Source organism: Nocardia sp. NPDC050710 (assembly GCF_040654375.1).
Classification (GTDB): Bacteria; Actinomycetota; Actinomycetes; order Mycobacteriales; family Mycobacteriaceae; genus Nocardia.
Map to the genome: position 1 here is coordinate 174,009 of NZ_JBFAHV010000007.1, position 13,201 is coordinate 187,209.

Genomic DNA, 13,201 nt, shown 5'->3' on the forward strand with positions numbered 1-13,201 from the left:
GCCGAACAGGCCGCCGGGTGCGAGTTCGGCGCCGGTCATGACCGGACGGCGGGGGCGGGGCTCTCGGCGGGCGGGGTGGCCCGCAGCCGCAGCGGGTCCACCTTGCGCAGCGACAGCGCCGCCACCACGGCGGCGAAGGTCGCGGCCGCGACGTGCCAGAAGTTGTAGAGCCCGATCGATCCGTCCGGCTGGAACACCAGCATCAGCCAGGTACACACGCCGACCAGCACCATCAGTGTGGTGGTCGAGAGCGCGAAGCCCGCGGCCAGCGCCAGCGGCCAGGAGTAGTACCAGGGCAGCGCGGCGGGGGACAGGATGACAATGGCGACGAATGCGATGAGAATGCCGAGCACCGCCTCGCGCTCGCTGTACCGGAACCGCCACCAGGTCCAGACCAGCACCGCGACCAGGGCCAGCGCGCACAGCGCGCGGGTCACCACCAGGACCGGATCCATGCCGAACGGGGTGATCCAGGTGAGCGCGTGCGCCATGATCGTCGGCAGCGACAGCCAGTTGATGATCTTCTTCGAGCCCGACAGCGCGGTGAGCCAGCCGATGCCGACGCCCGCGATGGCCGAGGCCGCGACGAAGACCACCGCGAAGACGCTGAGTCCGAGTCCGGCGATCTTGGCGAACATCAACGCCGGATGCGGCATGTCCTGGGAGGCGCGGGCGGCATCGTCGTGTTCGGAGTCCTGCACATTCGCCGGATCGATGCCCGCGCGTTGGGCGGCACGGCGTTCCTTCTCGTGCAGCATCCAGATCCACACCAGGAAGGGCAGCGCAATGCCCGCAGTCGCCTTGATCGCCACACCGATCGCGACGACCACGATGCCCGCCACGTGATGGCGCTCCAGCACCAGCGCGATACCCGCGCACATCAGGCCGACCATCAGCATCTCGTTGTGCACGCCGCCGATCAGATGGATCAGCACCAGCGGATTGAGGACCGCCAGCCACAACGCGACCGTCGGTTTACCGCCGAGGTGTTTGGTCAGATACGGCACCGCCCACATCATCAGCGCCAGCCCTGGCAGCATGACCAGCCGCAGCGCGATGGTGCCCGCGATCACGTTGTCACTGGTGATGGCGGTGATGGCGCGGCCGAGCAGCAGGAAGACCGGACCGTACGGGGCGGTGGTGGTGGTCCAGACCGGGCTCACATTGTCCAGCAGCACACCGGGATTGGCGACCGGGCCGACCTGGTAGGGGTCGAATCCGTCGCGTAGCAACGCGCCCTGTGCCAGATAGGAGTAGGCGTCGCGACTGAACATCGGCACCGCGAACAGCAGCGGGAAGATCCAGATCCCGACGATGGCGCGCAGTTCGTTCAGCGTGACGCCCGCGTCCGGGCGATCGCCGAGACCGATGGTGGTCCGGCCCAGCCGCACCCATGCGGTGATCATCAGCAGTACGCCGACCCAGATCACCATGGTGGACAGCGCGTAGCCGTGGCCGAAGCGCAGCCAGGACAGGTGTAGGCCTTCGAGCAGGGGATCGCGCTTACGCACACTGCCCGCGCCGAAGCCGCCGAAGGTGATCAGCACCGCGCCGAACAGGCCGAGCAGCGCGGCGTGGCCCTCCGGGCTGCGGACGAAATCGGCGTAGGTCTGCAGGCGCGAGCGCAGGCCCGCTGTGCCGGTCGATCGGGATGCGGTGGCGACGCTCGAGTTACGGGTCGCGGTATCGCGGGGTCCGGTGGTCAAGGTCTCGGCATGCGTCTCGGGGGGTGGCATGTGGTGTCGGTCCCCCCGGCAAGGTCGGCGGTCGCAACCGCGAGCGAATAGGTCGGCGATCAGTTTAATGGTTCGCCGGGAACACTATCCCGCTGGTACGTGGGGTTTCATCCCGGCCATTCCGGTCGCCGCCGGTAATCCTGTTTGCCGCCAGTTTCCCGGACAGCAGTGCGGTCGGCACTCCGACACCCGGCGTGGTGCCGCAACCAGCGATAACCACATTGTCGCTGGAACGCGGAAAATTGCGCGGGCGAAATGGTCCGGTCTGTCGGAACAGGTGTGCCGCGGAGAACGGAGTGCCCGCAAGCATGCCTTGATCGCGCCACGTCCGCGGCGTGTCGAGATGATCGACGATGAAGTGTTCGGCGATGCCGTGGTAGCCGCGCCCTTCCAGGACGCCGAGGAGTTCACGCAGGTAGGACGGGCCAAGGCGAGGCCAATCCAGCGGCGCCGAGTCGAGATTCGGGCAGGGCGCCAGCAGGGAGAAGGGTTCGTATCTGCCGTCCGGGCGTTCGATGAACAGGTTCGGATCGGTGAGCGCGGGGCGGGTCAGTAGCAGCGACGGATCGGTCATCAGTGTGCCGCGACCGCGCCGCGCCGCGATTTCGGCGAAGGTGCGGTCCCAGGCCGCGCCGAAGTCGATCGTGTGATGCGCCTGCACCGGCCAGCGGGCCGCGATAGCGGCCGGAATGGTGCCGTGCGCGACGACCGCCGACGGTGCGGCTCGCAACCAGCGCCTGCGGCGCACACCGAACCGTTCGATGGAGCCGAGGTCGGCGGTCAGCACCACCGCATCGCAGTCCACCGCGCGGCCGTCCGCCAGTCGGATCCGGCGGGCCCGGTTCTCCTCGTATTCGAGTCCGACCACCTCGGTGTTCAGCTCGAGTGTGCCGCCTGCCCGGGTGAAGGCGTCGGCCATGGCGACCGCGATGGCGCGCATCCCGCCCTCGGGGAAGTAGACGCCGAGCGAGGTGTCCATATGCGGGATCGCGCCGTATACGGCCAGCGCCTCGGCCGGTGGCATCCCGGCGTAGAGCGCCTGAAAGGTGAACAGCCGGGCCAGCCGCGGATCGCGCAGGAACCGGGCGACGCGCGGTCCGAGCCTGCCGAATCCGCCGAGGCGCACCAGATCCACGAGCGCGGCTCGTTTCTCGGGGAGCCGGATCATATCCAGCGGCGAATCGAAATTGGTGTCCATGAATTCGGTGAATTCGGCCCGGTAGATGCGCGCGAGCCAGTCCCGCAGGCGCCGATAGCCGCGGGCCTCGCCGGGGCCGCAGGTGCGCTCGACCTCGTCGGCCATCCGGTCCGGGTCGGCGAAGACCCGGATGGCCGAATGATCGGCGAAGCGCGCGTGGTAGCTCGGGGCGAGTTGGTGGATGCGCAGCGGGGGTGTGCAGGTCTCCGGCGTGCTCCCGACCGCGGCCAACGCGTCGGTGATGAGCTCTGGCAGGGTCAATACCGTTGCACCGGAATCGATCTCGTAGTCCGGGCCGATGTATCGGCCGACTCGGCCGCCGGGGTGATCGGCACGCTCGAGCAGGGTGACGGTGCGTCCGGCGCCGGTCAGGTACAGCGCGGCCGCCAGCCCGGACAGTCCCGCACCCACCACGACCACGTGATCGGTCGGTCCCGCAACGGTTTTCATCAGAATCTCCTTGCCGCGGTGTCGCGGCACGCCGCGCATCGACACCTTCCGCCCGCGATCAGCGGACAACAAAGATCCGGACCGCGGATAACGCTGCCCGGGCTTTGTCGCATTCCGCGCGGGACAGCGGCCGTGACCGGTTCTCCCGCAGCGGGTCTCACTCGTTGTCGGTGTGCTCTTCGGCGGGCGCCGCGGCACAGGACCTGGGTAGTCGGATGGCGCGGCGCGCAGGCAGGCCGGCGCCCATGATCATGCGGCGCTCGGTCTGCACGGCGGTGCGTCCCCGGCGTTTGCCGGTGGAGCGGGGTGCCGGGCCCGCACCGACGGCGATGACGCGATCGGCTGGTCCCATGACGGCTTTCATGCGGTCCTCCTGGTTGCGGCCAGCGCCATCGCGCGCAGTTTCTCCTTGGCGGATGGGGTGGCCGAGCTGGTTTCGATGGCGGCAAGGCCGCGGTCGGTGAGATCGGCGATGCGGCGTTCCACATCGTCGACGGCGCCGAGCTCGGTGAGCAGGGCGCGCAAGCGTTCTACGTCATCGGCACCAAGATCGGTGCCGATGCTGGTGCGCAGCAGTTTCGCGGCGAGCGGATCGGTGGCGTCGGCGCGCTGCAGCGCCTCGGCCAGCAGGACGGTTCGCTTGCCCTCGCGCAGATCGTCACCGGACGGTTTGCCGGTGACCTCGGGATCGCCGAAAACGCCCAGCAGGTCGTCGCGGAGCTGGAAGGCGATGCCGATATCGGTGCCGAACTCCCGGTAGGCCTCGACCAGGGCCGGGTCGGCGTCGGCGATCGCGGCACCGAGGTGCAGCGGGCGCTCGACGGTATAGGCGGCGGTCTTGTAGCGGTTGATGCGCAGCGCGGCCTCGACGGATTCGTCGCTGCCCGCGTGGCCGTTGATGTCGAGCAGCTGCCCGCCGAGTACCTCGGTGCGCATCAGCGCCCAGACCGGCGCGAAGCGGGCGATGGCGGCATTGTCGAGGCCGGAGGCGTGCACCATATCGTCGGCCCAGGCCAGCGCGAGATCGCCGATCAGAATGGCCACGCTGGTGCCGAAGTGCGCGGAATCGCCCGCCCAGCCCCGCTCGCGGTGCCGCTGTTCGAAGTCGACGTGGACGGTGGGGAACCGGCGGCGGGTGCGCGAGGAATCGATGATGTCGTCGTGGATGAGCGCGCACGCCTGCACGAGTTCGAGTGCGGCACACGCGCTCAATACCGCCTCGGCGTCGGGTCCGTCGGCGTCACCGCCCGCACCCTGCCAGCCGATCCACGCGAACGCGGGCCGGGTCCGTTTGCCGCCGCGCAGCACGAAAAGTTCGAGTGCCGCGGCCGCCTCGACGAAGCTCGGTCCGAGTTGATCGACGGTGGCCCGGCGGGAGGTGAAGAAATCGGCGAGGGCGGCCTCGGTGGCGGCGACGAAGGCGGGCGAGCCCAGGGTCGCCGGTGCCGCCCCGTCGGCGGTTCCGTGGAGCGCCGCCGACGGGTTGCGCGTCGGGCTACCGGGTCCGGCGGACAGTTGGAACCTCCAAGGTCATTCGGGTGGGCCGCGCCGGTCGAGCGTGGCGAATGGTCTCGTATTGCTCGGGCGTGCCGGTTTCGGTGCGATGCACACGCGCCGATCAGGCCGTCGCGAGGGTACTGCCCAAGTGCCAAGAATACGCGTGCCGTCCCGGACGTCTGCGGTCGGGACGCCTATGCCGGGGGCCGCGCGCGACGCGCTCGGCATGTCGGTCTACCGGCACCTCTACACTGAATCGGTGACTTTCGATTCCGTACGGGGACGCTCGACCCCTGGGCGCCCGTCCCCGACGCCACCGAACGTCTCTGGAACGCCTTCGGTTGTGCAGAGCTTGCAGGTGCATTCGGGGCGCGCCGTGCCGTTCTCGGTCGAGTTCAACCCGCCGCGTGACGCCGCGGGTGAGAACCGGCTGTGGCGGGCGGCCCGCGAGTTCGAGCGCATGCACCCGGCCTTCGTCTCCATGACCTATGGAGCGGGCGGCTCCACCAAGGATCGCACCGTCCGGGTCACCGGCCAGCTGGCGCAGGAGACCACCCTGCTGCCGGTGGCGCACCTGACCGCGGTCGGGCACAGCGTGGCCGAGCTGCGATCGCTGGTCGGCGCCTACGCCGACTCCGGTATCCGCAATATTCTGGTGCTGCGTGGCGACCCGCCGGGCGACCCGCTCGGCGAGTGGCGCAAACACCCCGACGGCGTGGAGTACGCCGAAGAGTTGGTGCGGATCGTGCGCGATCTCGGGGACTTCCACGTCGGCGTGGCCTCGTTCCCGCAGGGCCACCACCGTTCACCGGATCTCGACTACGACACCGAGTACCTGGCGTCGAAACTGCGGGCAGGCGCGGAGTATTCGATCACCCAGATGTTCTTCGACGTCGAACATTATCTGCGGTTGCGGGATCGGATCGTCGCCTTCGACCCGGTCGAGGGCGCCAAGCCGATCATCCCGGAGCTGATGCCGATCACCTCGCTGCGCACCGTGCAGCGGGCCGAGGAGCTGTGCGGGCGTCCGCTGCCCGCGCCGGTGCTGGAACGGTTGACCAAGGCAGCGGGCGACGGTCCGGAGGAGAACCGCGCCGCGGTTCGCGAGGTCGGCATCGAGATCGCCACCGAGATGGCGCAACGCCTGATCGACGAGGGCGCCCCGTGCCTGCATTTCATCACGCTCAACTTCGCGAAGGCGACCAGCGAGGTGCTGACCAACCTGGGTTATGGCGTAACCGCTGCCCCGATGAGCGCGTAGCCAGGCGGGGCGAGTCGGCGGCCGACCGATGTCGGCTGCCGACCCGGGCGGGCCTCAGGCCGCGCGTGCGGCGCGCGAACCCCAGGCGTCGGCGAGCAGCCGATGCGATTCCAGACGGTCCTCGTGCCGATAGGCGATGCTGGTGACGAGGAGTTCGTTCGCGCCGGTGACGTGTTGCAGCGCCGCGAGCCGCTCCACCACTGTCTTCGGCGAGCCGACGAACTGGGTGGCGAGGCGGTCGTCGACCAGGCGGCGCTGCTCCGCGGTGAGCGGTGCGGCGGTGTCCGGGTCGAGATATTCCGACGCGCCCGCGCCGGTGCGGATGTTGTACACCCAGTGCCCGTAGCTGGCCGCGTGATGCCGCGCGGTGGCGTCGTCCGCGGCGACGACCACGTCGGCCGAGATCACCACGTACGGTTCGGCCAGTCGTTCGGACGGGCGGAATGCCGCGCGGTAGGCGTCGATCGCGTCGAGCGCGGTGCCGGGGGCGACGTGGTAGGCCGCGGCGAACGGCAGACCCAATCGTCCGGCCAGCTCGGCGCTTTCGCCGCCCGAGCTGCCGAAAAGCCACAGCTCGACCTGTGCCCCTTCGCCCGGAACCGCGTGTAACGCAGTACCTTCCGGCGTCGTGTAGCTGCCGTTCAACAGTGCCTGCACCTCGTCGATCTGGTCGGCGAAGTCCAGGGCCTGCGCACCGTGCTGCTGTAGGGCGCGCAGGGATGCGACGAATTTCGTCCGATCGGCGATACGGCCGGGATCGAACGGTGGCGGCACCACCACACCGTCGCGGATTTCGGTGCGGCCGGTCACCGTATCGACCACCGGGTGCCCGCCCTTGGGATGGGCGGGTTCACTGCCGAATTGGGCGCGCCGGTGCCCGGAGCGGCCGAGGCCGAGGTCGAGGCGTCCGGGGTACAGCGCGTCGATGGTGCCGAATGCCTCCACGATCGAGGCCGAGGTGTGATGCCCCACCTGGACCGCCGCCGAGCCGACCCGGATGCGGGAGGTGGCCGCCGCGACCAATCCGATGAGGGTGATCGACGAGGAACTGGCGACCGCGACGAAATGATGTTCGGCCAGCCAATACCGGTGGTAGCCCCACTGTTCGGCGCGCTGTGCGAGATCGATGGTGTTGCGCAGCGCCTGCTGCGGGGTCGAGCCCGCGCTGACCGGCGCCAGATCGAGAATGGACAGCGGAACACTCATGACCTACCACCGACGCCCAGCCGCGGATCCTGTTCGCCCGCTTCGATCGCGACGCGCAGCCGGTTCTGCTCGGGCGCTATCGGGCAGGTCGCGAAATCGGTGAAGGCGCAGGGCAGATTCGCCGCCCGGTTGAAATCGAGCTGGACGGTCCCGTTCGCATCGGGGGCCTCGACGGTCAGCGAGCGGGCCGCCGGATAGGTGGTGACGCCGCTGGTCGCATCGGTGAACAGCACCCGCAGATCACCCTGGCCGCCGAACGCGACGACCCGTTCGGTCGCGGTGCCGACCGTGAATTCGATGGTTCCCGCGGCCGCATGGTGGTGTTCCAAGCCTTCGACCACGGCGCCCGTTGTGACGGTGCGCGGCTCGTCGAACGGTTCGAAGCGACCGGTCAGCACCCACCGCGGGTCCGGCTGGTAGGCCGGGATTCCGGTGAAATTCAGCAGGGTGGGGGCGACGGGATCGTGCACCCGCACCGCGTACTGCCCGGTGCGCCGGATCACCTCGAGCATCCGTCGCTCGTGGCGCACACTGACCCCCCGGCGCACCCTCGGCCGGGGCGATGATCTGCACGCCCGCGATGCCGGTCCCCTCGAAATCCAGCCGATCGGCGGGCTGGGCGGTGATGAACACCTTGTGATCGGTCACCCACCAGGTGCCCGGCACATCGGGCAGCCGCTCGGGGCGGTCGGTGAGCCAGTGCAGGCCGGTCAGGCTCAGGAAGCCGAGCGAATCGCGCAGCTGATCCTCCCTGGTGTGGTGCCAGTTCGCCCATTCGGTCTCGAAATGCGTTGCGGTGCTGGTGGTCATGACGCTCGGGCTCCTTCGTGGACGGACGGGTGGGACTGGGATTCGTGGTGTCGGGGATGGCGCAGGCCGAGGTGGTCGCGCAGGGTGTCGCCGGTGTACCGGGTGCGGAAACTGCCGCGTTCCTGTAGTTCCGGGACGACGCGGTCGACGAACTCGTCGAGCCCGCCGGGGGTGAGGTGCGGGACCAGGATGAAACCGTCGGCGGCGTCGGCCTGGACGTGCGCGTCGATCTGTTCGGCGACCGCGGCGGGGGTACCGACGAACTGCTGGCGCGCGGTCACCTCGATAATCAGCTCACGGATGCTGAGCTGCTCGGCCCCCGCCTTGGCTCGCCATGCCTCGGCGACCGCGCGGATTCTTGGTGTGCCGGACCCGGCCGCGGGTGATGTTCACATTGTCGGCGGGCTCCACGTCGGGCAGCGGTCCATCCGGGTCGTAGCCGGAAAGGTCACGGCCCCAGACCTGTTCGAGGAAGGCGATCGCGGTCTGCGGTCCGACCTGTTGATGCCGGATATGGCGGGCCCGCTCCTGTGCCTGCGCATCGGTATCGCCGAGTACGAAGGTGGCGGCGGGCAGGATCTTCACCTCATTCGGCGAGCGACCGTACTTGGCCAGGCGGCCCTTGATATCGGCGTAGAACTGCTGCCCGGCCGCCAGTGTGCCGTGGCCGGTGAAGATGGCATCGGCCGCGGCGGCACCGAATTCGCGACCCTCATCGGAGTCGCCCGCTTGGAGCAATACCGGATGACCCTGCGGGCTCGGCGGCAGGGTGAACCGGCCCTCGATATCGAATTGCGAACTGCGGTACCGGGTTGCGGGGATGTCATGGGCGAACACACCGGCGGCGCGATCCACCACCAGCGCATCCTCCGGCCAGCTGTCCCACAGCACGCGGGTCGCCTCGACCACTTGGGCGGCGCGCCGGTAGCGGTCGTCGTGCTCGAGATAGCCGCCGCGCCGGAAATTCTCGCCGGTGAAGGCGTCCGAGGAGGTGACGACGTTCCAGGCCGCCCGCCCACCGGAGAGATGATCCAGTGAGGCGAATCGTTTGGCCAGTTCGAACGGCTCGTTGTAGGTGCTGTTGATGGTGCCCGCCAGCCCGAGTTTGTCGGTGACCCCGGCCAGTGCGTTCAATACCGTGAAGGTATCTGGGCGCCCGACCACATCGAGATAGTGGATCTGCCCGCGATGTTCGCGCAGCCGCAGCCCTCGGCGAGGAAGAAGAAGTCGAACAACCCGCGTTCGGCGGTGCGCGCCAGGTGTACGAAGGATTCGAAGTCGATCTGGCTCTTGGATTCCGGGTCGGCCCACACCGTGGTGTTGTTGACGCCGGGGAAGTGCGCGGCCAAGTGGACTGTTTTGCGTGGTTTCGCGGTCATCGAGTGCTCCCTGTGGCATATCGGCTGATCGGGCGCGCCAGCCCGAGGCGGTCGCGGAGAGTGCCCGCGGACAGCGGCCCGCGTCCCAGCCCGGGCAGGTGGGCGAGCGTGGGATGCAGTACCAGCGGCCGCAGTACGACACCGTCGGCGCCGCGCGCATCGGCGATCTCCGCGAGGAGGGTGCGCAGCCCGGCGACGGTGCCGATATGACGCAGGGGCGCCATCGAATCGCCGGGCCACCAGCCTTCCGGGTCGGCCACCTCCGCGTCGGCCACCTGCTGGGATATCGCCAGGTGGATATCGAGATCCAGCAGGACGGCGACCGTGTCGGGATCGCGGTCGGCGGCCACGAGCGCGGCGCGCAACGCGGTACGCCGGGCTCGGGCGGTTGCGAGATCACCCGCGGTGATGCGGATCAGATCGGCCCGGCGCACCGCGACCTCGGTACTGGGCTCATCGTCGGCGCGGACGGCGACGATCGGCTGCCCCTGCGGCGAGCGCGGCGTAATCGAGGGGCCCCGCACCGAGAAGTTGTCGCTGGCGAAGTCGATGTAGTGCAACCGTTCCCGGTCGATGAAGCGTCCAGTGGGCACGTCGCGGATTTCGGCGCCGTCCTCCGAGCTGTCCCACAGCCGGGTCACCACCTCGATCGCCTCATCGCCCTCGTGCCACAGCGCGGCGGCATCCTGGGTGTCCTTGCGCCCGAACGCCTTCGCCTGTTCCGCGCCATCGGATACGGTGACCTCCCAGCCCGCCCGGCCGAGCGAGGCGAAGTCGAGACTGGCGATCGCCTTGGACAGGTGGAACGGCTCGGTATGGGTCACCGGCGCCTGCGGCAGCAGCCCGATGCCGCGGGTCGCCGCGGCCACCCGCGCCGCGATCGCGAGCGCGTCCAGCCTGGCGCGGGTCACCCCGGCCCCACCCTGTTGCAGTTGGAACGAGTCCGGCACGAACACCACGTCGACCCCGGCTCGCTCGGCCGCCGTCACCGCGTCCACCCAGTACGATCCGGTCGACAACTCCTCGGCCCGCGAGTCCGCGCGCCGCCAGGAAGCCGGATGCACGCCCGTCCCGTCCGCCTCCACCCCCACCAGGAATTCGCTCATCGCAACCCTCCCGTCCGGTCGGCGGGCGCCGGTCGGCAGACGACGGTGTTTCTCACTCGACCGGCGAGGTTCTTGTCCGGCATCAGGGGAGTCCTTTCCAGGGGATGAGGAGGTTCAGTGCGGAGGGAGAGGTACTGCCCGCGAGGTCGGGGGCGAAGGGGGTGCGCGCATTGCCAGGAGACGACGGGACCTCGCGCTTGCGACCGGGCTCGGATTCCGGTGTATCCGCGGAGGCGGGAGAGGCAGGCGCGCAGGTGCGACATCCCGGTCGTCGCGTCGCGACGGTGGGTGGCCGGGTCGGTATCCGAAGTCGACATCAGTGGACGCCTTTCGGGGTGGGGATCGCCGAAAGCAACTCGCGGGTGTAGTCGTGCCGCGGGTTGTCGAAAATGCTGGCGGTGGAGCCGGATTCGATGATGCGGCCGTGGCGCATGACGGCGACACGGTCGCTGATGCGGCGGACCACGGCGAGATCGTGCGAGATGAACAGGTAACTCAGACTCAATTCGGATTGCAGCCGGTCGAGCAGGTCCAGGATCTGGGCTTGGACGGAGGCGTCGAGTGCGGAGACCGGTTCGTCGAGCACCAGCAGGTCCGGACGCAGGGCGAGCGCACGGGCGATGTGCCGCTGCCGACACCGATGCGCTTGCCCGCCAGCGACTGACGATCCTTGTAGTCCAGCGTGCTGTCCTTGGGCACCTCGAGCGCGACGGTGTCGGAACGGTAGGTCGCGAAGTCGTACTTCTCCTTGCGCTCCTCGGTCACCGTGACGTTGGAAATGAACACGTCGACCTCGCCGGAGTCCACCCGAACGAAGTTCTGCGACCAATCCGCCACCTGCACATCGAGTCTCAGGCCGAGGATGTCGGCGATCAGCGAGGCGAAGTCGACTTCGGAACCGACGGTGGTCTTGTCGTCGGTGGCGTAGAAGCGCAGCGGCGGCGCGGCGCCGGAGGAGCCGGTCACCACCAGGGTGCCGCGGTCGCGAATGGCCTGGGGCAGCTGGGCGGCGATGGTGTCGACCTTCGTAGCCCGGACCCGGCCGGACTGGGCGGGGGAGAGCTCGAAGGAGATCGAACCGGCCGTTCGGACGGTGTCGTCCGCATCGGGGTCGGCGCCGCAACCGGTGACCAGGACGGCCACCGCGGCGGCGGCGGAGACCAGGGCGGAGAGCTTCATCGAATACCTGTTCATCGTCGGGGGATTCATGGGTTCAGCGGACCCGGGACAGGAAGGCGCGGGTGCGTGGATGTCGCGGATGCTCGAGTACGTCGGCGGGCGGACCCTGTTCGACGATCGCGCCCGCGTCGAGGAACACCACCGTGTCCGCGACTTCACGGGCGAAACCGATCTCGTGGGTGACGATCACCAGTGCCGTTCCCCGGTGCGCGAGATCCCGGATGACGTCGAGGACCTCACCGACCAGTTCCGGGTCCAGCGCGGAGGTCGGCTCGTCGAAGAGAATGACCCCGGGCCGCAAGGCGAGTGCCCGTGCGATGGCGACCCGTTGCTGCTGTCCGCCGGAGAGCCTGCGCGGGTAGACGTCGGCCAGTTCGCCGATGCCGACGCGCTCCAACAGTTCGCGCGCCTCGCGCTCCACCCCCGCGCGCGGGCGGCCCTGCGCGGAAAGCGGTGCGAGCGTGACATTCTCCAACGCCGTCAGATGCGGGAACAGATTGAACTGCTGGAAGACGAAGCCGATGTGGGAACGCTGCCTGCGCACCTCGCGGTCGGACAGCGGGTGCAAGACGTTGCGGCGCAGGCGATATCCGATCAGCTCACCGTCGATGCGCACGGTGCCCGCATCGAGGGTCTCCAGGTGGTTGAGCACCCGTAGCAGCGTGGATTTACCGGAGCCGGAAGGTCCGATCGCCGCGACCACCTCGCCGGTGCGCACCGTGAGATCGATGCCGCGCAGAACCTCGTTGGCGCCGTAGGATTTGCGGACACCGCGCACGTCGACGGCGATGGCCTCGCCGGTGATCTCCGCGGCGCTCATCGGGTCGCTCCCCGCGGTGCGATGGCGGCGATCTCACGGAATCCCTGTCGCAGCTGTTGCAGCGGTGTCGGCGGTGTCGTGCGCTGCGCTCCCTTGGCGTAGCGACGCTCGATATAGAACTGCGCGATGGACGCAATCGTGGTGAGCACGATGTACCAGACCGTCGCGACCATCAACAGCGGCACCACCCGCCCATTGCGGCCGTAGATCACCTGCACCTGGTAGAAGAGCTCCGCGATCGCCATGACCGAGACGATCGAGGTGCCCTTGAACAGGCTGATCACCTCGTTGGTGGCATTGGGCAGGATCGAGCGCATCGCCTGCGGCGCCACCACGGTGCGGAACTGCCGCCAGCGCGGAATCCCCAGTGCCGCGGCCGCCTCCAGCTGACCCGGCACAGCGTCAATTCCAGCGTCACCTTCAGTGCCGAGAGCACCGACTTCGCGGTCACATACTGCGCGAAGGTGCCCCAATCCCATCCGGGGTTGGTCGCCAGACCGTGAGCGCAGCCCTTCCCGTGACCGCCCTTGCCCGCGAGAATTGCCCGCGTCGACCGGAC

Annotated in this window: 8 protein-coding genes and 5 pseudogenes; 1 reads left to right on the forward strand and 12 read right to left on the reverse strand. The window is 69.0% G+C overall.

Features of this window, described 5'->3' with window-relative positions; translation table 11 throughout:
* Positions 1 to 35: 35 nt before the first annotated feature.
* The 4 genes from AB0H61_RS15765 to AB0H61_RS15780 form a co-directional block, all read right to left on the reverse strand.
* Positions 36 to 1,736 (reverse strand): alpha-(1->6)-mannopyranosyltransferase A, encoded by a 1,701-nt coding sequence (locus AB0H61_RS15765; RefSeq protein WP_357304309.1) that lies wholly within the window; start codon positions 1,734 to 1,736, stop codon positions 36 to 38.
* 64 nt (positions 1,737 to 1,800) lie between these two features.
* Positions 1,801 to 3,384: a phytoene desaturase family protein gene (gene crtI / locus AB0H61_RS15770; protein WP_357304312.1), complete on the reverse strand. Its 1,584-nt coding sequence runs from the start codon at positions 3,382 to 3,384 to the stop codon at positions 1,801 to 1,803.
* Between the two features lie 157 nt (positions 3,385 to 3,541).
* A complete protein-coding gene (locus AB0H61_RS15775) occupies positions 3,542 to 3,748 on the reverse strand; it encodes a hypothetical protein (protein ID WP_357304314.1) in 207 nt (68 codons plus the stop codon).
* Positions 3,745 to 4,818, reverse strand: coding sequence for a polyprenyl synthetase family protein (locus AB0H61_RS15780; protein WP_357304530.1), 1,074 nt, complete (start codon positions 4,816 to 4,818; stop codon positions 3,745 to 3,747). The genes AB0H61_RS15775 and AB0H61_RS15780 overlap by 4 nt, the downstream gene beginning before the upstream one ends.
* 322 nt (positions 4,819 to 5,140) lie before the next feature.
* Between AB0H61_RS15780 and AB0H61_RS15785 the strand changes: the two genes are divergently transcribed.
* Positions 5,141 to 6,142 (forward strand): methylenetetrahydrofolate reductase, encoded by a 1,002-nt coding sequence (locus tag AB0H61_RS15785; RefSeq protein WP_357304317.1) that lies wholly within the window; start codon positions 5,141 to 5,143, stop codon positions 6,140 to 6,142.
* A gap of 54 nt (positions 6,143 to 6,196) precedes the next feature.
* Here AB0H61_RS15785 and AB0H61_RS15790 read toward each other — a convergent pair whose 3' ends face one another.
* From AB0H61_RS15790 to AB0H61_RS15825, 8 genes and pseudogenes are all read right to left on the reverse strand, one after another.
* Positions 6,197 to 7,348 (reverse strand): LLM class flavin-dependent oxidoreductase, encoded by a 1,152-nt coding sequence (locus AB0H61_RS15790; protein ID WP_357304320.1) that lies wholly within the window; start codon positions 7,346 to 7,348, stop codon positions 6,197 to 6,199.
* A pseudogene (locus AB0H61_RS15795) lies at positions 7,345 to 8,158 on the reverse strand (DUF1684 domain-containing protein). The gene AB0H61_RS15790 and the pseudogene AB0H61_RS15795 overlap by 4 nt, the downstream one beginning before the upstream one ends.
* Positions 8,155 to 9,537 (reverse strand): annotated as a pseudogene (locus tag AB0H61_RS15800) (NtaA/DmoA family FMN-dependent monooxygenase). Before AB0H61_RS15800 ends, AB0H61_RS15795 begins: the two co-directional pseudogenes overlap by 4 nt.
* Positions 9,534 to 10,643, reverse strand: a complete 1,110-nt coding sequence (locus tag AB0H61_RS15805) for an LLM class flavin-dependent oxidoreductase (RefSeq protein WP_357304322.1) — start codon at positions 10,641 to 10,643, stop codon at positions 9,534 to 9,536. Before AB0H61_RS15805 ends, AB0H61_RS15800 begins: the two are co-directional and overlap by 4 nt.
* 316 nt (positions 10,644 to 10,959) lie before the next feature.
* Positions 10,960 to 11,265, reverse strand: a pseudogene (locus tag AB0H61_RS15810) (ABC transporter ATP-binding protein); the annotation flags it as partial.
* Positions 11,262 to 11,837 (reverse strand): annotated as a pseudogene (locus tag AB0H61_RS15815) (transporter substrate-binding domain-containing protein); the annotation flags it as partial. The pseudogenes AB0H61_RS15815 and AB0H61_RS15810, both read right to left, overlap by 4 nt.
* A 19-nt stretch (positions 11,838 to 11,856) precedes the next feature.
* Positions 11,857 to 12,642, reverse strand: a complete 786-nt coding sequence (locus tag AB0H61_RS15820) for an amino acid ABC transporter ATP-binding protein (protein ID WP_357304324.1) — start codon at positions 12,640 to 12,642, stop codon at positions 11,857 to 11,859.
* A pseudogene (locus AB0H61_RS15825) lies at positions 12,639 to 13,144 on the reverse strand (ABC transporter permease subunit); the annotation flags it as partial. The pseudogene AB0H61_RS15825 and the gene AB0H61_RS15820, both read right to left, overlap by 4 nt.
* Between the last annotated feature and the right edge of the window lie 57 nt (positions 13,145 to 13,201).